At 72.7% G+C, this 22,331-nt stretch carries 23 protein-coding genes; 12 read left to right on the forward strand and 11 right to left on the reverse strand.

What is annotated here, in order from left to right:
* Positions 1 to 80: 80 nt before the first annotated feature.
* Positions 81 to 1,046: a LysR family transcriptional regulator gene (locus ACFYL6_RS04740; RefSeq protein WP_387167473.1), complete on the reverse strand. Its 966-nt coding sequence runs from the start codon at positions 1,044 to 1,046 to the stop codon at positions 81 to 83.
* Positions 1,047 to 1,098: 52 nt separating this feature from the next.
* Here ACFYL6_RS04740 and ACFYL6_RS04745 point away from each other — a divergent pair, with 52 nt between their 5' ends.
* Both ACFYL6_RS04745 and ACFYL6_RS04750 read left to right on the forward strand, forming a co-directional pair.
* Positions 1,099 to 2,070 (forward strand): serine hydrolase, encoded by a 972-nt coding sequence (locus tag ACFYL6_RS04745; RefSeq protein WP_387167476.1) that lies wholly within the window; start codon positions 1,099 to 1,101, stop codon positions 2,068 to 2,070.
* 154 nt (positions 2,071 to 2,224) lie between these two features.
* Entirely contained in the window at positions 2,225 to 3,214 is a 990-nt protein-coding gene (locus tag ACFYL6_RS04750) for an MBL fold metallo-hydrolase (RefSeq protein ID WP_387167479.1), read from the forward strand.
* 42 nt (positions 3,215 to 3,256) lie between these two features.
* Here the strand turns inward: ACFYL6_RS04750 and ACFYL6_RS04755 are convergent, their stop codons facing one another.
* Complete coding sequence (locus tag ACFYL6_RS04755; protein WP_387167482.1) at positions 3,257 to 3,796, reverse strand: DUF1697 domain-containing protein; 540 nt, start codon at positions 3,794 to 3,796, stop codon at positions 3,257 to 3,259.
* Positions 3,797 to 3,946: 150 nt separating this feature from the next.
* Between ACFYL6_RS04755 and ACFYL6_RS04760 the strand changes: the two genes are divergently transcribed.
* Positions 3,947 to 5,233, forward strand: coding sequence for a hypothetical protein (locus ACFYL6_RS04760; protein ID WP_387167485.1), 1,287 nt, complete (start codon positions 3,947 to 3,949; stop codon positions 5,231 to 5,233).
* 63 nt (positions 5,234 to 5,296) lie between these two features.
* Here the strand turns inward: ACFYL6_RS04760 and ACFYL6_RS04765 are convergent, their stop codons facing one another.
* Positions 5,297 to 5,965 carry a response regulator gene (locus tag ACFYL6_RS04765; protein WP_387167488.1) on the reverse strand — a complete coding sequence of 223 codons (669 nt, stop codon included), beginning with the start codon at positions 5,963 to 5,965 and terminating at the stop codon, positions 5,297 to 5,299.
* Positions 5,962 to 7,119, reverse strand: a complete 1,158-nt coding sequence (locus ACFYL6_RS04770) for a sensor histidine kinase (protein WP_387167491.1) — start codon at positions 7,117 to 7,119, stop codon at positions 5,962 to 5,964. The genes ACFYL6_RS04765 and ACFYL6_RS04770 overlap by 4 nt, the downstream gene beginning before the upstream one ends.
* 169 nt (positions 7,120 to 7,288) lie before the next feature.
* Between ACFYL6_RS04770 and ACFYL6_RS04775 the strand changes: the two genes are divergently transcribed.
* Genes ACFYL6_RS04775 through ACFYL6_RS04785 form a run of 3 tightly spaced genes read left to right on the forward strand, consistent with a single transcriptional unit; the run spans position 7,289 to position 11,502 of the window.
* Entirely contained in the window at positions 7,289 to 8,038 is a 750-nt protein-coding gene (locus ACFYL6_RS04775; RefSeq protein WP_387167494.1) for an ABC transporter ATP-binding protein, read from the forward strand.
* Positions 8,032 to 10,455 (forward strand): ABC transporter permease, encoded by a 2,424-nt coding sequence (locus ACFYL6_RS04780; RefSeq protein WP_387167497.1) that lies wholly within the window; start codon positions 8,032 to 8,034, stop codon positions 10,453 to 10,455. Before ACFYL6_RS04775 ends, ACFYL6_RS04780 begins: the two co-directional genes overlap by 7 nt.
* A 42-nt stretch (positions 10,456 to 10,497) precedes the next feature.
* The gene (locus ACFYL6_RS04785) at positions 10,498 to 11,502 is read left to right on the forward strand and encodes a hypothetical protein (protein WP_387167500.1); all 1,005 of its coding nucleotides are present in this window, start codon (positions 10,498 to 10,500) and stop codon (positions 11,500 to 11,502) included.
* A gap of 1 nt (position 11,503) precedes the next feature.
* On the opposite strand, the gene ACFYL6_RS04790 is transcribed toward ACFYL6_RS04785, so the two are convergent.
* From ACFYL6_RS04790 to ACFYL6_RS04805, 4 genes are read right to left on the reverse strand one after another with little or no spacing between them, the layout of a single operon-like run.
* On the reverse strand, positions 11,504 to 12,067 hold the full coding sequence (locus ACFYL6_RS04790; protein ID WP_387167503.1) for an SOUL family heme-binding protein: 564 nt from the start codon (positions 12,065 to 12,067) through the stop codon (positions 11,504 to 11,506).
* Between the two features lie 32 nt (positions 12,068 to 12,099).
* Positions 12,100 to 12,849 (reverse strand): hypothetical protein, encoded by a 750-nt coding sequence (locus ACFYL6_RS04795; RefSeq protein WP_387167507.1) that lies wholly within the window; start codon positions 12,847 to 12,849, stop codon positions 12,100 to 12,102.
* 2 nt (positions 12,850 to 12,851) lie between these two features.
* Positions 12,852 to 13,649, reverse strand: a complete 798-nt coding sequence (locus tag ACFYL6_RS04800) for an ABC transporter permease (RefSeq protein WP_387167510.1) — start codon at positions 13,647 to 13,649, stop codon at positions 12,852 to 12,854.
* Positions 13,646 to 14,542, reverse strand: a complete 897-nt coding sequence (locus ACFYL6_RS04805; protein WP_387167513.1) for an ABC transporter ATP-binding protein — start codon at positions 14,540 to 14,542, stop codon at positions 13,646 to 13,648. The genes ACFYL6_RS04800 and ACFYL6_RS04805 overlap by 4 nt, the downstream gene beginning before the upstream one ends.
* 132 nt (positions 14,543 to 14,674) lie before the next feature.
* On the opposite strand from ACFYL6_RS04805, the gene ACFYL6_RS04810 reads away from it, so the two are divergent.
* From ACFYL6_RS04810 to ACFYL6_RS04820, 3 genes are all read left to right on the forward strand, one after another.
* A complete protein-coding gene (locus ACFYL6_RS04810; RefSeq protein ID WP_387167516.1) occupies positions 14,675 to 15,934 on the forward strand; it encodes a sensor histidine kinase in 1,260 nt (419 codons plus the stop codon).
* Positions 15,913 to 16,644: a response regulator gene (locus tag ACFYL6_RS04815; protein ID WP_387168248.1), complete on the forward strand. Its 732-nt coding sequence runs from the start codon at positions 15,913 to 15,915 to the stop codon at positions 16,642 to 16,644. The genes ACFYL6_RS04810 and ACFYL6_RS04815 overlap by 22 nt, the downstream gene beginning before the upstream one ends.
* A gap of 197 nt (positions 16,645 to 16,841) precedes the next feature.
* Positions 16,842 to 17,195: a hypothetical protein gene (locus ACFYL6_RS04820; protein ID WP_225855057.1), complete on the forward strand. Its 354-nt coding sequence runs from the start codon at positions 16,842 to 16,844 to the stop codon at positions 17,193 to 17,195.
* A gap of 103 nt (positions 17,196 to 17,298) precedes the next feature.
* Here ACFYL6_RS04820 and ACFYL6_RS04825 read toward each other — a convergent pair whose 3' ends face one another.
* The gene (locus ACFYL6_RS04825) at positions 17,299 to 18,078 is read right to left on the reverse strand and encodes a D-Ala-D-Ala carboxypeptidase family metallohydrolase (protein ID WP_387167519.1); all 780 of its coding nucleotides are present in this window, start codon (positions 18,076 to 18,078) and stop codon (positions 17,299 to 17,301) included.
* A gap of 304 nt (positions 18,079 to 18,382) precedes the next feature.
* Between ACFYL6_RS04825 and ACFYL6_RS04830 the strand changes: the two genes are divergently transcribed.
* Positions 18,383 to 19,021, forward strand: a complete 639-nt coding sequence (locus tag ACFYL6_RS04830) for a DUF6642 family protein (RefSeq protein WP_387167522.1) — start codon at positions 18,383 to 18,385, stop codon at positions 19,019 to 19,021.
* A gap of 42 nt (positions 19,022 to 19,063) precedes the next feature.
* A complete protein-coding gene (locus ACFYL6_RS04835) occupies positions 19,064 to 19,528 on the forward strand; it encodes a PPOX class F420-dependent oxidoreductase (RefSeq protein WP_238661073.1) in 465 nt (154 codons plus the stop codon).
* 23 nt (positions 19,529 to 19,551) lie between these two features.
* Here the strand turns inward: ACFYL6_RS04835 and ACFYL6_RS04840 are convergent, their stop codons facing one another.
* Together ACFYL6_RS04840 and ACFYL6_RS04845 are read right to left on the reverse strand one after the other, a co-directional pair.
* Entirely contained in the window at positions 19,552 to 20,193 is a 642-nt protein-coding gene (locus ACFYL6_RS04840; RefSeq protein ID WP_387167525.1) for an NAD(P)-dependent oxidoreductase, read from the reverse strand.
* Positions 20,194 to 20,245: 52 nt separating this feature from the next.
* Positions 20,246 to 21,478, reverse strand: a complete 1,233-nt coding sequence (locus ACFYL6_RS04845) for a serine hydrolase domain-containing protein (RefSeq protein WP_387167528.1) — start codon at positions 21,476 to 21,478, stop codon at positions 20,246 to 20,248.
* Positions 21,479 to 21,575: 97 nt separating this feature from the next.
* Between ACFYL6_RS04845 and ACFYL6_RS04850 the strand changes: the two genes are divergently transcribed.
* A complete protein-coding gene (locus tag ACFYL6_RS04850; RefSeq protein ID WP_387167531.1) occupies positions 21,576 to 22,169 on the forward strand; it encodes a pentapeptide repeat-containing protein in 594 nt (197 codons plus the stop codon).
* Positions 22,170 to 22,331 lie beyond the last annotated feature (162 nt).

A 22,331-nucleotide genomic window follows, 5' to 3' on the forward strand; every position in this document is an offset into this window, starting at 1 on the left:
TTCGTTAACTGTCATCCATACCCGCGTGGGTGAACGATTCACCGCTCAACCGAAGGTGACGAACGCAACGGCGGATCGGTTCACCCGGTCGTGTCGAACAGCACCGGCCACGGCCGTGCCGCCGGCACCGACGTCGCGGTCGGGGCGGGCGCGGTGGGCTCGGCGTCGGCCAGCACCTCCGCGGCGAGTTGGCCGAACATCGCCGCCGCCGGGTGTGCCGACCGGTCCGGCCAGGCCGCCGAGGTGCGCTTGGCCAACGGTGCGTCGGTGATCGGCCGCCAGGCCATCCGGGGTTCCCGGCGGGCCACCGCCGCCGGTTCCACGGCCACCCCGCCGCCGGCCAGCACCAGCCCGCAGAGGAACTCCGGGTTGCGGGCCGGGCGCACCCGGGCCGGACGCCAACCGTGCTGTCGGCACACCGCCAGCAGGTGGTCGTGCCAGCCAGGGGCGGTGGCGCGTGGCGCGGCCACCAGATCCAAACCGGCCAGCGACGCGAGCGTCACCTCGCGGCCGCGGGCCAGCGGCGAGGTGCGCGGCAGCAGCACCCCCAGGGGTACGTCGACCGGGGCGCCGAAGCGCAGCCCGTCCGCCGCCACCGGGTGATGTACGAGCCCCACGTCCAGGGTCCGCTCGGTGAGCATCCGCACCTGCTCGGCCGTGGTCAGCTCGTGCAGCTCCACGTCCAGGCCGGGCGCCCGGGTGGTGAGCCCGTCCAGCAGCGAACGCAGCGTCACGGCGGGCGTCTCCGGTGGCACCCCGGCCCGGAGTACGCCCAGCTCACCGGCGCGGACCTGCGCCATCAGGCTGCGGAGTCGACCCTCGCCGGCGAGCAACTCCTCCGCCTCGCCGAGCAGCAGCTCACCGGCGGTGGTGAGGCGTACCTGGCGGCGGGACCTGTCGAACAGCTCGACCGTCAGCTCCCGTTCCAGTCGCTGGATCGACTGACTCAGGGGCGGTTGGGCCATCCCGAGCAGCTCCGCGGCCCGCCCGAAGTGCAGTTCGTGTGCGACCACCACGAAGTGCCGCAGGTGTCGGAGCAGATCCACGGCCGGGACCCTACGCCAGCGCCGGACCGGCGGCGCTGGATACCGTGCTGGCGTGGACGTGGAGGAACGGATCGAGGCCATCTTCGCCGCCGTCGGGGTGACGGCCAGCCTGCACGTCGTGGACCTGGACGCCGTCGACCTGAGCGCCGACGGCGGTGGCGGCCCGGGCGGCGGCCCGGTCGGCGGCCCGGTCGGCGGCCCGGTGGGCGGCCCGGTGGGCGGCCTTCGCGAGGTCGGGGTTCGGGCCGACGAGCAGGTGGTGATCGCCTCGATCTTCAAGATCCTGCTGGTGTTGGAGTTCGCCCGGCAGGTCGAGGCCGGTCAACTGGATCCGACCGAGCGGGTCCTGGTCACCGCCGCCGACCGGCTCGGTGGGTGGGGTCTGGCCGGCTGCACCGACGACGCCGAGGTGTCACTGCGCGACCTCGCGTACTTCGCCATGTCGGTCACCGACAACACGGCCGCCGACCTGCTGCTGCGCCGGGTCGGCCCGGACCTGCTGCCGATGCTCGCCGTCGAGCTGGGGCTGACCCGTACCCGCGTTCTCGGTGGTCCTCGGGAACTGGTCGAGATGATGCTCGCCGACGTCGGCGCCCGGACCGAGGCGGACTTCGCCCGGATCTTCCCGACGCTGCCGGCGGAACGGGTCCGGGCCATGCGGGTCTTCGACCCCGCGCACACCACGTCCAGCACCGCCCGGGAGATCACCCGGCTGCTCACCCTGATCTGGCGGGACGAGGCCGGGCCGGCGGCGGCCTGCGCGATGGTCCGCACCTGGATGGCCCGGCAAATCTTCTGGACCCGGCTGGCCGCCGGTTTCCCGCCCGGCGTCCGGGTCTCCGGAAAGACCGGGACCCTGCCCGGGTTCCACCTGGAGGCCGGCGTCGCCGAATACCCCGACGGTGGCCGGTACGCGGTCGCCGTCTTCGCCCGTGCCGAACAGTTGACCCCGCGCCGCATCGACGTGGACCTGGCCATGGGGGACGCCGCCCGCACGGCCGTCGAGGCGCTGCGCGGCGACTGATTTCGCGCCCCTCCGAGCGTTGCCGCACCGCCGCCGACCAGCACCGATATCCGGTGGCGTATCGAAGCCTACGGCCTTTGATCTTGGACCGCGGCCCGGTGGCGCTGGTTGGCTCGTGGTCGACACATCGCCCGACCTCGGGGAGTAGATCCGCATGCCCAGTCTCGACCGCCGACGCTTCCTGCGCGACGCCGCCGCCACCACCGCCCTGGTCTCCGCAGGTGGCCTCGCCGCCGGCACCCCGGCCCACGCCGCGCCGACGACCGCCGCGCCCACGCCGACCGCCGCGCCCACGCCGACCGCTCGCCGCAAGGGCGCGGTCAGCTTCCGCTGGTGGGGTACGGCCGGCTGGCGCGTCGACATCGGCGACCGCACCGTTCTCGTCGACCCGTTCCTCAGCCGGATCGACACCGGGCTGTTCACCGGCGCGTTCCGGACGGACACCCCGTTGACCGTGCGCACCGACGTGATCGACCCGCGGGTCGACCGGGCCACGACGGTGCTGGTCACGCACACCCACTGGGACCACTTCATGGACGTGCCGTACATCGCCAGGCGCACCGGCGCGCGGGTGTTCGGCACGCTTACCGCGTACCACCTGGGGCTGGCCTACGGGTTGCCGTCGACGCAGCTCAGCGCCGTGAAGGGTGGGGAGGTGCTGGACTTCGGCGACCACAGCGTCGAGGTGGTCGGCTCGCTGCACAGCCGCAACCCGTCGTACTCGGTGGCCTTTCCCGGGGTGCGGGTGACCCCGCCGCCGCTGCCGGCCACCATCGCGGACCTGCCGGAGGGCGACACGCTGGGCTACCTGCTGCGGGTCGACGGCGGCCCGTCGGTCTACTTCACCGGGGCCAGCGACGTCGCCGAGCGGAACCTCACCGGCCTCGCGCCCGACGTGGCGATGGTGGCCATGCAGAGCGCCACCACCACCGGCGACTACCTGCCCCGGCTGCTGGCCGGCCTGGACTACCCGAAGGTCGTGGTGCCGGTGCACTACGACAACTTCGAGACGGCGTTGCAGAACCCGCCGCCGGTCGCCCCGAGCGACCGCACCCGCTTGAACGAGATGATCGAGGCGGTGCGCCGGATCTCGCCGCGCAGCCGGGTGCTGGTGCCCGAGTACGAGACCGCGTACCACTTCTGACCAGCGCCGGTGGGGGTCGCCGGACCGCGGCCCCCACCCCGGTCAGGAGGCGGTCAGCTCCGCGAGGGCCCGCACCGACTTCCAGTTGCGGGAGGTGGCCACCACGCCGAGCTTCTTCTCCAGGTACGCGTTGGTGAACTTCGACCGCCCGTAACCGCCGTCGACGTAGTGCAGGAACACCTCCCGACCGGTCACCGTGAACGACACGTTCTCGCCACCCGGCACGGTGAGGGCGTCCACAGTGGACTTCCTCGGTGCGGTGGCGAGGAAGGCCACCAGCAGTCGCGTCGGGTCGTCCTCGCGGTCGGCGTACGGGTTGCCGCCGGCGATCGCCGCCAACTCCCGGCCGCTGCGCACCAACACCGGCACGGTCAACGCCAGCTCGTCGGTGAGCGCCCGCTCGATCCCGGCGGCCAGCTTCTCCGCGTCGCGCACCGTGCTGCCGAAGGCCACGTTGCCGCTCTGCAGGTACGTCTTGACGTCCTCGTGGCCGAGGTCGGTGACGATCCGGCGCAGGTCGGCCATCGCCAGCCGGGTGGTGCCGACGTTGACCCCGCGCAGCAGGGCGACGTACCGGGTCATCCCGTCCTCCTCCGTCCACACGGGTACGGCGTCAGCCTAGCGGTGTGGGCGGAGCTGTCGGACGAGATCGATAGGCTCCCACTGCCGGCCGCCACTCAGCGAATCGCCGGTCTTTCCTGGAGGTCAACTTTGATCCGTTCCCGTTTTGCCGTGGCGATCGCCGTCGCCGCGGCGACGGCGATCGTGGGGCTTCCCGCGACCGCACACGCCGACGAGATTCCGATCGTCACGTCCGCCCACAGCGACTACGACCTCGATCGGGGCACGTTGCTGGTGTCCATCACGTCGCCCAGCGACGTCACCGACGTCCGGGCGCACATCCGCGAGTACAACACCGGAGCGGAGGTCGCCGTTCAGGAGGACTTCTACCTCCAGTCCGGCACCGAGCGTGACGGCGTGTGGCGATCCAACCCGATCGTCCTCGACAAGCTCGGCTACTACCGGGTCGACGTGGAGGTCACCGACGAGGCCGGTCACCACGTCACCCAGACCGATGCCGGCGACCTGGACTACTCGGTGGTCACGTTCTTCGACAACGTCACGCTGAACCGCACCACTGTGACCTATGAGAACCGCAACGTGACAGTGCGGGGATGGCTCAAGGGTCGCTGGCCGGGCAGCGGCGAGATCAGGTCTCTGGGGAGGTTCCCCATGTCGGTGAACGCCGACTTCAGTTGGGATGCGGTCACCACCAGGGCCGATGGTTCCTTCACCGGCACGGTCACGATCGGCCGCAAGGACGAGTTGGTGTACGCGGCCTACAACTATGACAACGACCATCTCTTCCACGGCTCGTCGCGTTCGGCCGAGACCACCATCGCGATCACCAAGCGGCCGATGCGGATCACCATCGACACGGACCGACCCAAGATCCTCAAGGATGAGAACGTCACGGTGAGCGGTCGGCTGACGTGGCGGACGCCGGAGGGCTGGGTGCCGGTGCCTGGTGTGGAGCCGGGGGTCTCCCTCTGCATGAGCACCGACTACTGCCGCACGTACCTCGGCTCCGCCACCACGGACGCGGACGGTCGATACTCGCTGACCACCTCGCCGTACGAGTCCGGCCGCCTCCAGGTCGGTTACTCGATGAACGACGAGTTCGTCAGCGCCGCGATCGCCAGCACGAACATCTCGGTGCTACAGCCGGCCGCGTTCCGGAGCTTCTCGGCGGCGCGGGAGAACGCGACGACAGTGACGCTCAGCGGCGAGATGGAGTTCAACGGCGGGTTGTCCCCGGGGACGGTGCCGCTGAAGGTGCAGTTCTCGGCGACCGGCGACGAAGGCACCTGGGGCACCCAGGCCACCATCTACGCCGGCGGCAGTTACGACTTCGCCACGTCGATCTACCGGAAGACGGCTGGTTTCTGGCGGGTCGTCTACCCCGGCACCTCGACCGACTTCCAGTCGGCGACCAGCACGTCGGTGTACGTCAGCTGATCTTGGTGAGCGCGGGAGCGTCCAGGTCGGATGTTCCCGCGCCCACGTCGAGACACGACCTCCCTACCCCGACCTGTGGGGACCCACGAGGCCCGTCTCGTACGCCACGATGACCAGTTGCGCCCGGTCGCGTACCGCCAGCTTGGTCAGCAGCCGCCCGACGTGCGTCTTGACGGTGGCCTGGCTGAGGTTGAGGTGCGCGGCCAACTCCGCGTTGGACAGGCCCCGGGCGATCAGCGCCAGCACCTCCCGTTCCCGGTCGGTCACCCCGTCGAGCTGTCGCGGTAGCTGCCGGGTCGGCTCCGGCTGCCGGGCGAACTCGTCGATCAGCCGGCGGGTCACCGTCGGCGCGAGCAGTCCCTCCCCGGCGGCGACCACCCGGATCCCGGTCAGCAGGTCCGCCGGTGGGGTGTCCTTGAGCAGGAACCCGCTGGCACCGGCGCGCAGCGCCCCGTAGACGTACTCGTCGAGGTCGAACGTGGTCAGGATGATGACCCGGGTGCCGGCCGTCGCCGGATCGGTGCAGATCCGCCGGGTCGCCTCGATGCCGTCCATCTCCGGCATCCGGACGTCCATCAGCACCACATCCGGCCGGTGCTGCTCGGTCAACGCGACGGCCTGCACGCCGGTGCCCGCCTCACCGACGGTGGTGCAGTCCGGGCTGAGATCGACAAGCAGCCGGAAACTGCCACGCAGCAACGCCTGGTCGTCGGCGATCAGCACGCGGATCACGCGGCCACCCGGTAGGGCAGGCTGGCCGTCACCGCGAAACCACCGTCGGAGCGTGGGCCGGCACGGAACTCCCCACCGTGCAACGCCACCCGTTCCCGCATGCCGATCAACCCGTGCCCCTCCCCGCCGAGCAGGACCGGCCGCCGGCCGTCGTCGGTCACCTCCACCCGCACCTCGTCGGGCAGGACGGTCACCGTGGCCCGGCAGGCGGCCGGCGCCGCGTGCTTCACCACGTTCGTCACCGCCTCCTGCACGATCCGGTACACCGCGAGGCCCACCGACTCCGGCACCGCGCCAGCCGGCTCGTCCCGCCGCACGTCGAGCTGCACGTCGACGCCGCCGATCGCCGCCTGCCGGGCGAGGAGGGGCAACTCGTCCAGCCCGGGCGTCGGCGCGTACGGGCTGTCCTCGCGCAGCACGCCGAGGACCCGACGTACGTCGGTCAGCGCGGTGCGGCCGGTCTCCTCGATGACCCGGAGCGCGGCACCCGCCTCGCGGGGGTCGGCCTCGGCGACGTGGTTGGCGACGGCCGCCTTCACCACGATGAGACTGAGCGTGTGCGCGACCACGTCGTGCAGCTCGCGCGCCACCCGCAACCGCTCCTCGGTGGCGGCCTGACGGACCAACTGGTCGCTCTGCCGGGTGGCGAGGGCGCGTCGCTCCCGGATCAGCCAACCGATCACCCAGGCCGGCGCGACCATGACGGCGGCGTAGACGACCCCGCCGGTGCGCGACCAGAGGTCGCCCGCGGTCAGTAGCAGGCCGACGCTCACCAGCGCGAGACAACCGGCGGCGCAGAGCATGGACCGGCGGGTGGGCGTCGCCACGGCCACCGTGTAGAAGGACAGGCCGATGGCGAACGCCGGCGCGGCGGCCGCGAAGTTGGGTATCACCCCGGTGATCAGGGACACGGTGGTGACGGAGCTGATCACGACGGCCACCGCCATGGGCCACCGCCGCCGGGCTGCCAACGGCAGGCCGATGGCCATCCCGACCAGCACGGACACCCAGAGCGGTTCGCGTACGCCGCCGTGCTGCGGCGACTCCAGCGCCGCGTACGGGCAGAGCAGCCCGCCGACGGCCACCGCCAGAAGGGCGTCCACCCTGTACAGGTCCACCGGCCGCATCCGTCGGGTCAGCAGGAGAGCGGTCACCCGTCGAACGGTAACGGCCGACTGGGCTGGCCGCGTCCGCCTGCGGGTGGTCATCCCGCAGGACGACCTGCCGGCACTTGCGGGCCTCTGGCTCCACCCAGGGGAGGGCCGGAAAGTGCCCGCCCCGGCACGACGCGCCGCACCCCCGGCATTCGGCACCGTAACCGTCATGACCACAGACACGGTGACCCTCACGGAGCTGCGCGCGGTGTACGGCACCGGAACCCGGCGGGTGACGGCGCTCGACGGCGTGACCACCAGCTTCGCGAGCGGCACGTTCACGGCGGTGATGGGCCCCTCCGGCTCGGGGAAGTCCACCCTGCTGCACTGCGCGGCGGGGCTGGACCGCCCGACCGAGGGGACCGTCACGATCGACGGCACCAGCCTCAACGACCTCGGTGAGGACGAGCTGACCCGGCTGCGGCGGGACCGGATCGGCTTCGTCTTCCAGGCGTTCAACCTCGTGTCCACGCTGACCGCCGCGCAGAACGTCGAGTTGCCGTCGCGCCTGGCCCGCCGCCGCCCTCCGGCCGGGGACGTCGCCGCCGCCCTCGCCGCCGTCGGACTCGCCGACCGGGCCGGGCACCGGCCCAGTGAGCTGTCCGGCGGGGAGCAGCAGCGCGTCGCCGTGGCCCGAGCGTTGATCGCCCGCCCGGCGGTGGTCTTCGCCGACGAACCGACCGGGGCGTTGGACAGCGCGTCGTCTCGACAGGTGCTTCGGCTGCTGCGGGCGCTCGTCGACGACCACGGGCAGACCGTCGTGATGGTGACCCACGATCCCACCGCCGCCGCGTACGCCGATCGGGTCCTCCTGCTGGCCGACGGCCGCGTCGTGGAGGAGCTGACCGGTGGGATCACCGCCGCCGCCGTCGCCGCCCGGATCGCCGAGCGGGAAACCGTCGCGGAGTCGTCGTGCTGAGCGTCCGGCGGTCGGCCAGCGCGTTCGTGGCCGTCGCCATCGGGGTCACGCTGGTCGCGACGGCCACCCTGCTGCTCGCCTCCGGGCGCCCGCAGGTGCCGGACCGGCTGGCGCGGGCGGCGGTCGTGGTGCAGAGCCCCGAGGCGGGTGCGTCCGAGGACGAGTTCGTGCCGACCCGGCCCTGGTCCGCCAGCGCGGCGGCGGGGTTGGTCGGCCGGTTGGCCGGTCTGCCGGACGTGGTGGCGGCGGTGCCGGACCGCACCTTCTACGCTCAGCCGCTCGTCGACGGCCGACCCTCGGTCGCCGACACCCGGCGGGAGGACGCCTACCAGGGGCACGGCTGGTCCAGCGCCCAACTGGGTGGACTGCGGCTCACGGCGGGCGAGCCACCCCGCCGGCCCGGCGAGGTGGTCGTCGACCGCGCGCTCGGGCTGCGCGCCGGCGCACCGGTCACCCTGCTGACCGCCGTGGGCCCGGAGTCGTACACCGTCACCGGTCTGGTCGCCGGGCCCGGCGTCCACGTCGCGGACGAGGTCGCCGCCGCGCTTGCGCCCGGCGTCCGGGCCATCGGGCTGGTGCTCGCGCCGGGCGCCGATCCCGAGCGGGTCGCCACGGCGGCTCGCGGGGTCGTCGGCGGCGACGGGCGGGTGCTGACCGGTGCCGCCCGTGGTGCGCTGGAGCCGCGTGGCGACGCCCGCACCCGGTGGATCGGCATGCAGGTGCTCACCGCCATGGCGGCCCTCGCCGGCTTCGTCACGGTGTTCGTGGTCGCCTCGACCTTCGCGTTCACCATCGCGCAGCGCCGCCGTGAGCTGGGCCTGCTGCGTGCCGTCGGCGCCACCGGACGCCAGGTCCGCCGCGCGGTGTGCGCGGAGGCGCTCGCCGTCGGCGCCTCGGCGGGGCTCGTCGGCCTGGTGGTGGGCGCGGCTCTCGCCCCGCTGCTGGGCCGAGTGCTCGTCGACGTCGGCTACGAACCATCGACCTTCCGGGTCCGCTACGAACTCTGGCCGATCGCGGTCTCGCTCGCCGCCGGGCCGGTGATCGCGTTGCTGGCCGTCTGGTCGGCGTCCCGCCGGGCGGCGCGGGTCCGCCCCCTGGAGGCGTTACGCGACGCGGCTGTGGAACAGCGACCGATCGGGCGGCTGCGGGCCGTCACCGGGGTGCTGCTCCTCGCGGCGGGGGCAGCGTTCAGCCTGGGCACGGCGACCGCCGACGAGGCACGGGTGGGGGCGCAGTACGCGCTCTACGCGGTGATGGCGCTGGTGGCCGGCGCTACAGTGCTCGCCTCGGTGGTGGTCAGGCCGCTGCTGTGGCTGCTGCGTCCTCCGGTGCGTCGGCCCGGTGGCGCGATCGGGATGCTGGTTCGGGGCGCTGCGTTGACGGCGACCCGGCGGACCGCCGCCATCGCCGCGCCGGTGCTGCTCACTGTCGCGTTCGCGGTGCTGCTGTCCGGGATGGTGCGCACGACCAGCGCCGCGTACGCGGCCGGCCGGGCGGACAACGTGAACGCGGGCTGGATCGTCGTGCCGGACCGCGCGCCCGGCCTGTCCGACCGGGCCGTCGCCGCGACCGGTGGCACCGCCCTCCTGCCGACCACCGTCTACCGCACCGACCCAGGAACGTCGCCGCAGGACCGGCCGATGACAGCGCTCGGCGTGGATCCGGAGGGCTTCGCCACCGCCAACCGGGTGCTCACCGTCGTCGCCGGCTCGCTGAACGAGCTGAGGGGCGACGACACGGTGGTGGTCACCGCCTCGGCGAACCGGCTGCCGTCCGAGCCGTACCCGGTGGTCTTCGCCGACGGGACGTCGGTGTCGTTGCGCGTCGTCGCTGTGGTCACCGACACCTCGATCCCCGGCGACCTGCTCGTACCCCGGGCCGTGGTGCGAGCGCACGACCCGTCGGCGCTGACGTCCACTGTGTACGTGCAGGAGCGGATCGACCCGCCGGTCGGTGCGCGGATCCTCGACGTCCCGGGCTGGGCGGCCGAGGCGGACGCCGCCGAGGACCGCCTCGTGTGGCTTTTCACCCTGCTGCTGATCGGGGTGTCCGCCGGCTACGGGGCCATCGCGGTGGCCAACACGCTGCTGCTGGCCGCCGCCGGCCGTGCCGCGGACCTGCGGCTGATCCGGATGGCCGGTGCGACCCGACGGCAGGTCATCTGGCTGGTCACGGCGGAGTCCGCCCTGGTGGTCCTGATCGGTGCGCTGCTGGGTGGGGCTGTCGCGTTCGTCGGTCTGCTCAGCATCAGCGCCGGGCTCGCCGAGCAGGTCGGCGCCCCCGTCGATCTGGTGGTGCCGTGGTCGGTGGTCGCCGGGGTGGTGGGGCTGTGCCTGCTGCTCGCGGTGCTGTCCAGTGTGCTGCCGACGTGGCGGCTGCTGCGGTACCGTCCGGCGCGGTCACCGGTCGGCGGATGACCGCGCCCCCCGCACGGGCGGTTGGGCCGCTACCGTCCACGGATGCGATTCGCGCGCCCGGTCGGGCTGCTCCTCTCCGCCGCCGCCGTCGCGCTCTGGGCGTACGGCATGACCAGGTGGCAACCGCTGACCGAGCCGCTCGGCCCGTGGTCGGAGCACCTACCGGGCAACAACGCCTACTGGGCGCGCGACCTGCGGTTCATGGCGATCATGGCGGTGCCGCTCGGGCTGGTGCTGGCCGGCCGTGGGCAGGTGCGGTGGAGCGGCCCGGCGGTGGTGCTCGGCGGCTGCTGGATCGCCGCCGACGTGGCGATCGACCGGGCCGACCCGATCGGCGGCGACGCGACGGTGCTGCTCGCCACCGCCGGCTACGCCGTGCTCGGCGTGGTCGCGGCGATGCTGCTGTGGTGGGAGCGCCGCACGCCGCCAACGCCGGGTACGCCTCCGGCCAGCGACCGGCGGGTGCTGACCGGCGCGGCCTGCGTGGCTGGGGTGCTGACGCTGGTGGCGGCCGCGATGGAGTCACCGACCGACCGGGAGCCGGAGCTGAACCAGGGCGCCCTGGCCACCGCGGCGCTGCTGGTGGTCCTGGCCGTCGGCGCCGCGCTGGCGGCGGCTCCGGCGCGCATCCGGGCCCGGGTCGGGCTGGCGGCCGGCCTCACCGTGGCGGGCCTGCTCGGCGTCGGGCTGGTCCGTGTCGCCGCGCCCGGCGAACGACTCCTGCCGGAGGTCGCTCTCGGGGCGGTGCTGCTCACCGGGGTCACCCTGTTGGCCTGGGACTGGCCGGGCGGTCGGCCGATCTGGTGGCACCACGCCCTGGCCGCTCTCATCGCGTTGGTGGGCCCGGTGGTGTTTCTGGTGGCCACGGCCGTCCCCATGATGATCATGTTGCCGATCGGCGCGACGCTCACCGAGTTGGCCGGCAACAGCCCGATCCACGCCGCCGACTCCGATCTGCTGGTCTCCCTGGCCGGGCTGCTCTCCGGGCTGGGGATGGCGGTGCTGCTGGCGCGCCCGAGCGTCGAGGACCGTCGGCAGCTCAGGTAGCTCACTCGACGACCGGCAGCACGACCTCGTTGCGGCGCAGGAACCACGGCTTCCACGGCGGGTCGAAGCGCGCGTACCGGATGGCACCGGTCGGTTGCAGCCCGGCCGCGGTCACCGAGCGGCCGAGCATGGTGGCCCGCTGGCTGAACGCCTGCTCCGTCCACCGCCCGGAGAACCGCATCGCCGCCGCCAGCCGCGCCGGAACCGCGCGGATCCGCACCCGGGCGTCCACGGGCTCGGGCAGGGTGGCGGTGGTGAAGGTGGCCGGCATGACGAACTGGATCAGGTACGCGCCCGGCCACTCACCCTCGATCTGCACCACCGGCACGGTCATGGCGATCTTCTCCGAGCCGCTGGTCGCCGTCGTCGCCGGCGCGGCGGAGCCGATCGGGTGCCGGGCCCGATTGGCGCCACCGATGTAAGCGGCCAGCGGCCGGAACGCCTCGATCGGCGCCCGGGTGAACGACGCCTGGATCTGCATCTCGGCCACCAGGTGGGCGGGGTACCGACGCAGCTCGAAGCCGGGGTGTCGGGACACCACCCGGTACGGCTGCTGTTCGGTCATCGCGCGGCTCCCAGGGTCTGCTGGGACAGACGCTACCGCCCGTCCGCCTCCCGCTCGGCCGAAGTCGGCTGCTCCGGCGCGCGGGCAAGGGCCCGGGCGGTCAACCGCCAGTACTGCCGCTTGCCCTCGTCACGCAGCACCACCCCGATCTGGCCCAGCTCACGGCGCAACTCCCGGGCGTCGTCGCGGCGGTCCCGCTGGATCGCCCGTTCCCGGGCGCGCAGCAGCGCGTCCGCGCCGGCGGGCAACCCGGGCAGGTCCGGAACCCACAGCCGGTACGCCGACCGGTGCGGGTCGTCGTCCGCCCAACCCCAGCCGTGCTCCCGGAACGCCGCCGCCAGTTTCGTGGCCGGCAGGTCCGTCGACTCCCGGACCAGTTCCGCGTCGTCCGCGTCGAGCAGCACCAGGTGCTTGTCGGCGACGAAGACCACCCGGGTGTCGGCCCGGGCGACGGTCCGGTTGTCGTCGGAGCGGCGCAGTTGGACCTGCGCCGCGTCGACGGTGACGATCAACCGTTCGGCGGTGCCGATCCCGGCGATGACCAGGCCGGCCACGACGCCCACCGCGATGGTGCCGGCGGTGGCCTGCGGCTCGGGCAGCCGATCCAGCCACTCGATCAGGTCGCCGAACGGCACCCAGGGCAGCCGGGCGAGCCAGGCCGTGGCCGCCGCGAGGAGCCATCCGGCGCCCGCGCCGAGCAGCGGGAAGCCACCCCACAGCACCGCCAGCTCCAGCGGGCCGCCGGTGACCACGGTGCGTGGACGGTAGCCGGCCATGTCCATGGTCAGGACACCTCGCGGCGCAGCGTCCGGAACAGGCCGGCGGCCAGCGGGAGGACCATCCAGACCAACAGGGACACCGCGATCCGCCCCCACTGCTCGCCGGTGACGGCGTCGCTGCTGAACAACGGTTCCATGGTCTTGCTGGTGTCCAGCCACTCGGACGGGCCACGCAGCGGCTTGACCATCTCGCCGAGCACCCCCCACAGGGTGGGCAGCAGCAGGTAGCCGACGATCGCCAGCGGCGGGTTGAGCAGCAGCAGACCGAAGGCGGCACCCATCAACACGCTGGTGACCTGGATGACCACCGCGTTCAGCAGCAGCGACCAGTCGAACTGCCAGGTGCCCGCCCCACCGGTGGCGGACGCCACAAGCGTGCCGACGGCCGCGACGGCGAGACTGGCCAGCACCGAGGCGAGCGCGGTGAGCGTCACGGCGATCAGCTTCGCGGCGACCACCCGCTCCCGGCGGGGCACCAGGGCGTACGTGGTGAGGGCGGTGCGTTGCGACCACTCGCTGGTGATCGACAGGATGCCCAGCACCGGCAGCAGCACCGACACCGGCAGCAGCGAGGGGACGAAGAAGTTGGGGAACGTCTGCTCGGCGTCCTTGGCGTAGATCAGTTGCAGGGTGACGATCGCGGCGGTGAGCAGGCCGATGGTGATCAGCAGCCAGCGACCGGCCCGGGTGTCGACGAGCTTGCGCACCTCCACGGTGCTGAGCCGGAGCAGCGACGGCCGGCGTACCGGAGTGTGGTGCCGGGGCGCGACGGCGCCGGCGGCGGGCGCGGTGGTGGTGGTCATCGGACGGCCTCCTTGGTCGATTCGCCGGCGGTCAGGGTGAGGAAGAGCTGTTCGAGGCCGCCGCCGCTGGCGGGGCGCAGCTCGGCCAACGCGACGCCGGCATCGGCGGCGGCCTGGCCGACCGCCTCGGCGTCGGCCTGCACGAGCAGCCCCTCCGAGCTGTCGGCGGCGGTCAGGTCGGCCACCTCCAGCGCCCGGCGCAGCGCCGCGCCGTCGCGGGCCCGGACCACCGTGCCGCCGCCGGCCAGCAGCTCGTTCTTGTCGCCCTGGGCCACGATCCGGCCACCCCCGATCACCACCAGCCGGTCCGCGACCGCCTCCACCTCGCGCAACAGGTGGGAGGAGAGCAGCACGGTGCCGCCCCGGTCGGCGAAGTCGCGCAGCAGGCCGCGCATCCAGAAGATCCCCTCCGGGTCCAGGCCGTTGGCCGGCTCGTCGAGGATCAGCACCCGGGGGTCGCCGAGCAGCGCGTGCGCCAGCCCGAGCCGCTGTCGCATGCCCAGCGAGTACGCCCGTACCCGACGCTTCGCGGCCACCGCGTTCAACCCGACCAGGTCGAGCTTCGCGGCGACCTCGCGCTTGTCCAGACCCATGGTGTACGCGGACAGCGTCAACGCCTCGCGGCCGGTGCGCCCGGCGTGCTGGGCGGAGGCGTCCAGCAGCACCCCGACCTCCCGCCCCGGGTTGGGCAGGTCCCGGTACTGGTGCCCGGAGACGGTGGCGCGGCCGGCTGTCGGCGCGGTGAGCCCGCAGATCATGCGCATGGTGGTCGACTTGCCGGCGCCGTTGGGGCCGAGGAAGCCGGTGACGGTGCCCGGCTCGCACTGGAACGACACGTCGTCCACGGCCGGGTGTGGCCCGTACCGCTTGGTCAGGTTCTCCACGGTGATCATGTCGTCGAGCCTGCCCGCGCCGCCCGGCCATCCGCTGCGGCCACCGGTAGCTGCCGCGTCGACCTTGGTCGACCGGCGGGTCTCGACTTTGGTAGCTGGTCGTGTCGCCCATCGGCTGCCTAGCATGGCGTCGTGACAAGCCTCGCCGTCCCGGAACACCCCTGGCTGCTGCCCGGGGCGCTGGCCGGCGCGGTCAGTCCGGAAGCGGCGGCCCGGCGGCCCCGGCGCACCACCCGGGACTGGGCGGTCGACACCCTGGCCTTCCTGGTCAGCCTGCTCTGGGTGCTCTTCGCCACCGCCGACGCCCTGTCGCCCGACCCGGCGATGGCCACTCCGCTCCCGCACGACTGGATGACCGGTGCCGACGCCCTGATCGGGCTGGTCTGCTGCGGGCTGCTCTGGTTGCGCCGACGGTGGCCGCTCGGGCTGGTGGTGGCGACGACACCGCTGACCCTGTTCTCGCTGGCCGCTGCCATCCCGCTGTTGATCTCCTACTTCACTGTGGTGGTGCACCGACGGACCGCCATCGCCATCGCGGTCACCGGTGCGGGTCTGGTCACCAACATGGTCTTCAGTTGGCTGCGCCCGGACCCGACCATGCCGTACTGGGCCACCGCGTCCTGGGGTGTGGTGCTCAGCTTCGCCGTGCTGGCGTGGGGGATGTTCGTCCGAGCCCGCCGGCAGTTGATCGTGTCGCTGCGGGAGCGGGCAGAGCGGGCCGAGGCGGAGCAGCAGCTCCGGGTCGCCCAGGCCCGCCACCTCGAACGCACCCGGATCGCCCGGGAGATGCACGACGTGCTGGCCCACCGGATCTCGCTGCTCAGCCTGCACGCCGGGGCGCTGGAGTTCCGCCCGGACGCCCCCGCGGACGAGGTGGCCCGGGCCGCCGGGGTGATCCGGGGCAGCGCGCACGCCGCCCTCCAGGACCTGCGCGAGGTGATCGGGGTGCTCCGGGCCGAGAGCGACGGCGACGGCGACGCCCCGGAGCCACCGCAGCCCACCCTGGCCGACCTGCCGGCGCTGATCGCCGAGTCGCGGGCGGCCGGAGTGCGGGTCAACGTCAGCGACAGCGTCGCCAGCCCGGGGGAGGTGCCGGCGGCGCTGGGCCGGGCCGCGTACCGGATCGTGCAGGAGGGGCTGACCAATGCCCGCAAGCACGCGGCCGGCGCGGCCGTCACCGTGGACGTGGCCGGCGGGCCGGGCACCGGGCTGACCGTGGCGATCGGCAACCGGTGGCCGGTCGGCACACCGGCCGGCGGCACGCTGCCGGGAGCCGGCACCGGCCTGGTCGGCATCAGCGAACGGGTCACCCTGGCCGGTGGCCGGCTCGCCTACGGTCGGGACGACTCCGGTGACTTCCGGCTGGCCGCCTGGCTGCCGTGGCCGGCGTGACCAACCCTGCCGACGCGACCGGGCCGGCCGGCGCGGCTGCGCCACCGGTACGCGTGCTGATCGTGGACGACGACGCGCTGGTCCGGGCCGGGCTCTCGATGATCCTCGGCGGTCTGCCGGACCTGACCGTGGTCGGGGAGGCGGCCGACGGTGGCGAGGTGCCGGCGGCCGTCGCCGCGTACGCCCCGGACGTGGTGCTGATGGACATCCGGATGCCCCGGGTCGACGGGCTGACCGCCACCGAGGCGCTGCGTGCCCAGCCGCACCCACCGGAGGTGCTGGTGCTGACCACCTTCGACGCCGACGAGCAGGTCCTGCGGGCGCTCCGTGCCGGGGCGGCCGGTTTCCTGCTCAAGGACACCCCACCGGCGGAGATCGTGCGCGCCGTACGCCGGGTCGCGGCGGGTGAGGCGACGCTCTCCCCGACGGTGACCCGGACGTTGATCGCCCACGTCACCGCCGCCGCCCCCGGCCCGGTCGGCCCCGACCCGCGCCGGGAACGGGCGCTGCGGCTGCTCACCGGGCTCAGTGAGCGGGAGCGGCAGGTGGCGGTCGCGCTGGGGCGGGGCCACACCAACGCGGAGATCGCGGGGGAGCTGTTCATGAGCGTGGCGACGGTGAAGGCGTACGTCTCCCGGCTGCTGACCCGGCTGGAGCTGAACAACCGGGTCCAGGTGGCGCTGCTCGTGCACGACGCCGGCCTCGTCTGAGGCGTGGTTCGCCGGGTCGGCGGAGGATCTGCTTACCGCGTACCGGAATTGAACTTTCGTCCGGTGTCCGCCGTACCCATGGCCGAGGATGTCGGTGCGGTGGGTCCGCCGTACCGCTGCCGAACTGCGGGAGGCCTGCCGTGCGAGTTGGTGAGCAGTCGACGGATCCCATCGATCAGGTACTGGGTGAGGTGCCAATGCCGGCACCACTGACCCCGGAGGATGTCCGGCTCGCGGTCCGGGCGGTGGTCGTGCACACCGCCGAGGAGTGGCCGACCGGGCCGCTGTGCCGCAACGACGGCGCCTCCTACCCGTGCCGGCTGCACCGCTGGGGGCGACGGGTGTTGGAGACACACGGGCTCAACGAGCGGCAGATCGAGGCGTTGATCCGGCACGGTAATCCGTTCGTGCACGTGCCCTTCCCGTTCACGGCGACCGGGCCGTCGCGGCAACAGGCCGCGCGGGTCGTCCCCCAGGGGGTACGGCCCACCGCTGCTGGCCGGCCGGTGACTCCCCCCGTCACCGCGCCGCGCTGGCCCCGGGCGAGCTGAGCGCGCTATCCCCCTCCGCCCACCCGACCCGGGGCGAAAGGACGTCGGCCCGGCGCGGAGATTCCCCCTCCGCGCCGGACCGACGTCGCTCTGAGTGGACGGTTCAGTTGCCGACGCCGCAGTCCGGGGCGGACCAGCTCGTCGTGTTCGAGCTGCTGTCGCTGTTGTTCTCCCGACGCGAGTCGACGTGCACGTGGTCGTCGTGGTCGGGGTAGCCCGGTCCGTAGATCCCACTGAAGCCGTTGTTACGGGCGTTGCGGGCGACCTGGCAGAGCGAGGACGTCCGTGAGGTCACGTCGGCCGCGTTGCCGTACAGGTGTTGGCTGTCGGACGCGCCGCCGACCTGGTTGTTGCAGGCGCGACTGCGGAAACCGCTGGACACGTCGAGCGGCTTGTCGCCGAGGCTCTTGCGCAGCGCCTCCAGCTTCCACATGGTGCGCAGCGCGTTCTGCTTGGTCTGGTTCGCCGGCAGCGGGCCGCCGCTCCACCCGCTCCCGCCGCACCCGTTGTCCAGCTCACCGTAGGTGAAGTGCGCGGGTGTGCAGTCGTTGTCCTGGAGTTGGTACAGCTTGGCGAAGGTCTGTGGGCCGGCGACGCCGTCGGCACGCAGCCCGTACGCCTGTTGGAACCGCTTGACCGCGGCGGCGGTCTTCGGCCCGTAGCGACCGTCGTTCTCCACGATGTCCCGGTAGCCGGCCCACCCGGCGACCCGGATCTGCAACTGGCGGACGTCGTCGCCGGAGCGCCCCTGGGTCAGGGTGCGGTTCCAGGTGTAACAGCCGTCCGCGTGCGCCGCCGGTGCGGCGACCACCGTGGCGATTGCGGCCCCGGGCAGTGCCAGGGCGAACGCGACGGCGGCACGCTTCAAGGTGTTTACGCGCACAGAAGTCCTCCCGATAGGAGAGCGAATGGGGTGGCTTCGGGACATCGACCGAGAAGTCCCGCGATTTCCACCATCGCACTGATCCATGCCGTTGGAGGTGGTTAACGAGAATCGTGCTCACAATCCGCTGTTCCTGGATATTGCCTGGGAATTCGGCTGATTTGCGAAACAGTCATTCCCGGCCGATCGGCCCTCGCACCGTCAAGCACACCGAACGTCGCAAACTGCCACACCGAGGGTGATGTTCCCGAGGTGATGGCGGCCGGTAACGTCAGCCCCGGGCGGTGGACTGGCGGAGGTGCGCGTGGCACGCGGTGGCGTCTTCTGTGTCGAGGGTCAGTGGCACCGTGACCTCAACGAGCGGGGTTCCGTGCTGCCCACCCTGGAGCTGCTGGAGCGGCTGGGCAAGATCCGCTTCATCCACAAGGACGCGGCCACCCGCGACGAGTTGTTCTACTTCCTGGACCGTTGGCTGCTCAAGCAGTACGCCGACCACCGGGTCGGCTTCTTCGCCATGCACGGCGAGCCGAGCCGGCTCTGCCTCACCGACTGGCAGTCGGTGGAGTTGAACGAGGTGGCCGAGCTGATGGCCGGCCGCGCGGAGGGGCGCCGACTCTATTTCGGCAGCTGCTCGGTGCTACGCGCCTCGGACGCGGTGCTGCGCGAGTTCCTGGAGGTCACCGGAGCCGCTCTGATCTGCGGTTTCACCCGGGAAGTCGACTGGGTCGAATCGGCGGCCTTCGAAACCGTGCTCCTCGACGTGCTCGCCAACGGCCAGCGACACAATGCCGCCGAGCTGCGGATGGGCTCCGCCCACTGGGCGCCGCTCGCGTCGTACCTCGGTTTTCGGGTGATCTACGCCAACGGGCGGGCCTGGCGTCCGTCCGGCCGCCCCCGGGTGCCCGCCCAGGCGGTGCGTCGCGCCGCGGCCCGCCCTCGCTGACCCGCCGCCGCCGCGGTGACCGCGCCCTGGTAGGAACGGGGAATGGCACGCAGCATCGCAAGGAACACCCGGGTCGACCGGGACGGCCTGCTCGACTTCCTCCGGCCGCGACACCACGTCGTGCTGATGACCACCCGGGCCGACGGGCGCCCGCAGTCCTCCCCGGTCTCCGCAGGGGTCGACGGGCAGGGGCGGCTGGTCGTCTCCACCTATCCGGAGCGAGCCAAGGTGAGCAACCTCCGCCGTGACCCCCGGGTCTCGGCCTGCGTGCTCAGCGACGACTGGAACGGGCCCTGGGTGCAGATCGACGGCACCGCCGAGGTGCTGGACCTGCCCGAGGCCCTGGAGCCGCTGGTCGAGTACTTCCGCAGCATCTCCGGCGAGCACCCGGACTGGGACGACTACCGGGCGGCGATGGTGCGCCAGGGCAAGTCGCTGATCCGGGTCACCATCGACGCCTGGGGTCCGATCGCCACCGGTGGCTTCCCGGCCCGCCTCGCCGACTGACGACGGCTGGCCCGCACCCGGGGTCAGTACGCGGCGGTGAAGCGGGCGTTCTGGTGTCGCGGCTGCTCGATCTCGTCGATGATCGCCACCGCCAGGTCCTCGTAGGTGAGCACCGAGCGGCCCTGGGCATCGGTGACCGGCTGGTCGGTGCCGGTGCGGTAGTGCCCGGTGCGCGTGCCGGGGTGGAACTCCAGCGGGGGCGGCGACACGTACGTCCAGCTCACCCCGTCGGCGGCGGTGCGGTAGTAGTCCAACGCGTCCGCCTGGCCCAGCGCCGACTCCCGGTACTCCGCCGGGAAGTCCGGCTCGTCGAGAATGCGGGTGCCGCCCGGGGTGAGCAGGGTGGATCCGCCGCCCAGGTGGATGATCCGCGGTGCGGCCGGCATCCCGCGCAGTGTGGTCACCAGGTTCTCCGCCGCGTTCCGCCACAGCTCGCGCTCGCCGCCGCCGATCGCCACGACCAGCGCGTCGGCGTCCGGCGCCAGCTCCCGGACACTCCGCTCGCTGGTCGCGTCGCCGGTGACCGTCCGCACCCCGGCCGGCAGGTACGAGGTGGCCTCCGGGCGGCGGACGGCGGCGATCACCCGGTGCCCCCGGTCGACCGCCTCGGAGGTGACCCGCGAACCGGCGGTGCCGCCCGCGCCAAACACGACGATGGTGCTCACCAGCTCAGGCTAGGGACTGGGCCGGTCGCCCGTCGGCGGAACGCCGATCCCGTCAGTCGACCAGGGCGGCGTAGACGAGCTGGCGCAGCTGTGAGCGGAGCGGGTAGGTGCTCGACGGCATCAGCTGCGTGAACAGCAGCGCGGTGATCTCCTCGGCCGGGTCGACCCAGAACGCGGTGCTGGCCACCCCGCCCCAGTAGAACTCGCCCACGCTGCTCGGCACCCGACTGGGGATCGGGTCGTCGACCACCGCGAAGCCGAGGCCGAAGCCGATCCCGTCCAGGGTGGTCTCGGCGAAGCCGCCGGTGGACAGGGTGCCCAGGTCCTGACCACCGGGCAGGTGGTTGCGGGTCATGAACCGCACCGTGCGGGGCCCGAGCAGCCGGACACCGTCCAACTCGCCGCCGCGCAGCAGCAACTGGGTGAAGCGGTGGTAGTCGGCGGCGCTGGAGATCAGACCGCCACCGCCGGAGAGCAGCGCCGGCTTGCTGAAGGCGAGCGACCCGAGGCTGTCGTAGCGGACGGCCCGGCCGCTACGCGGTTCCGGTACGTAGAGCGCGGCCAGCCGGTCGGCCTCGTCGCCCTCCACCCACCAGCGGGTATCGGTCATGCCCAGTGGGCCGAAGATCCGGTCGGCGAAGAACGCGTCGAGGCTCTGCCCGGAGATCACCTCGACGAGTCGGCCGAGCACGTCGGTGGCGACCGAGTAGCCCCACGCCGAGCCGGGCTGGAACAGCAGCGGCAGCTCGCCGAAGGCCGCGCAGGCACCGGCCAGGTCGACGTCCGTCGGCGGGTACAGGTCGTAACCGGCGGCCCGGTAGAGCCCGTCGACCACCGAGGTCTGTATGAAGCCGTACGTCAGGCCGGCCGTGTGGGTGAGCAGGTGCCAGACCCGGATCGGCTCGACCGCCGGCACGGTGTGCGGCTTGAGCACCGACCCCTTCGAGTAGACCCGCAGGTCGGCGAACTCGGGCAACCAGCGGCTGATCTCGTCGGTCAGCTCGAACCGGCCCTCCTCCCACAGCATCATCGCCGCGACCGAGGTGACCGGTTTGGTCATCGAGTAGATCCGCCAGAGCGTGTCGGTCTCGACCGGTGCGCCCGACTCCCGGTCGCGTAGCCCGTACGTCGAGGAGTGCGCCACCTCGCCGGCACGGGTGACCACCACCTGCCAGCCGGCGAGCCGGCCGTCGTCGACGTACCGGCCGAAGTGCTCGTCGATGCGCGCCAACCGCGCCGGGTCGAAACCGATCTGATCCGGGTCCTTGCTCCGAGCCACACTCACACCGCCGAACCTACTCGCCGGTACGCCGACACCGGAAGGGGGCCGGCACCGGCCCCGCCGGCCGCCGGCTGTCGGCGGCGCCCACTAGCCTGGCCGGATGCCGGAGTTGACCGAGGACGTGACCTTCCGCAACGAGGACTGGTACGGCGAGGAGCTGACCGACCGGCACTTCGTGGGTTGCGAGTTCTTCGGTGTGGACCTGACCGAGGCGCTGAGCAGGGGCGCGGTCTTCACCGGGTGCACGTTCGGCAACGTGGCGTTCAACGCCTCCCGACATGTCGACTCGGCCTTCACCCGCTGCGTCTTTCGGCGGTGCAACTTCTTCGAGGCCGAGTTCACCGGCTGCAAGCTGGTCGGCAGCACGTTCAGCGAGTGCGACCTGCGTCCGTTGACGGTGGACGGCGGTGACTGGTCCTTCGCCGCACTGCCCGGCGCCGACCTGCGCGGCGTTCGACTGACCGGGGTGCGGATGCGCGAGGTGGACCTCACCAGGGCCAACCTCACCGGTGCTACCGTCACTGGTGTCGATCTTTCCGGCGCGCAGCTGCACAACGTCCGGCTCGGCGGCGCCGACCTGCGGGGCAGCGATCTCACCGCGCTCGACCCGACGGTCGTCGAGCGGGCCGGCGCCATCATCGACGTCGAGCAGGCCGTGGTCGTCGCGCAACTGCTCGGTTTCCGGATCGGCTGACGCGGAAGGCGCTCGTGGTCTGCGGAAGTGTCCGTCCGGGCGGGCCGGGTTGTCCGACAGCGTCCCATTGTGGGCTGGACACGTCCGGCAGTCCGGATCTAGCGTGTCGTCCACGCCCGGATAAACGTGAAACGGCCCACAGTGGACGGTGTGGTCCGCGGC

Source organism: Micromonospora sp. NPDC007208 (assembly GCF_042869175.1).
GTDB lineage: Bacteria > Actinomycetota > Actinomycetes > Mycobacteriales > Micromonosporaceae > Micromonospora > Micromonospora foliorum.

Excerpts from the sequence above, each read along its gene's own strand:
- ACFYL6_RS04750 (WP_387167479.1), top strand. The coding sequence starts at position 2,225 with ATGCCCAGTCTCGACCGCCGACGCTTCCTGCGCGACGCCGCCGCCACC.
- ACFYL6_RS04850 (WP_387167531.1), top strand. The coding sequence starts at position 21,576 with ATGCCGGAGTTGACCGAGGACGTGACCTTCCGCAACGAGGACTGGTAC.
- ACFYL6_RS04795 (WP_387167507.1), bottom strand. The coding sequence starts at position 12,849 with ATGGACATGGCCGGCTACCGTCCACGCACCGTGGTCACCGGCGGCCCG.
- ACFYL6_RS04790 (WP_387167503.1), bottom strand. The coding sequence starts at position 12,067 with ATGACCGAACAGCAGCCGTACCGGGTGGTGTCCCGACACCCCGGCTTC.
- ACFYL6_RS04835 (WP_238661073.1), top strand. The coding sequence starts at position 19,064 with ATGGCACGCAGCATCGCAAGGAACACCCGGGTCGACCGGGACGGCCTG.
- ACFYL6_RS04775 (WP_387167494.1), top strand. The coding sequence starts at position 7,289 with ATGACCACAGACACGGTGACCCTCACGGAGCTGCGCGCGGTGTACGGC.
- ACFYL6_RS04785 (WP_387167500.1), top strand. The coding sequence starts at position 10,498 with ATGCGATTCGCGCGCCCGGTCGGGCTGCTCCTCTCCGCCGCCGCCGTC.
- ACFYL6_RS04755 (WP_387167482.1), bottom strand. The coding sequence starts at position 3,796 with ATGACCCGGTACGTCGCCCTGCTGCGCGGGGTCAACGTCGGCACCACC.
- ACFYL6_RS04800 (WP_387167510.1), bottom strand. The coding sequence starts at position 13,649 with ATGACCACCACCACCGCGCCCGCCGCCGGCGCCGTCGCGCCCCGGCAC.
- ACFYL6_RS04805 (WP_387167513.1), bottom strand. The coding sequence starts at position 14,542 with ATGATCACCGTGGAGAACCTGACCAAGCGGTACGGGCCACACCCGGCC.
- ACFYL6_RS04820 (WP_225855057.1), top strand. The coding sequence starts at position 16,842 with ATGCCGGCACCACTGACCCCGGAGGATGTCCGGCTCGCGGTCCGGGCG.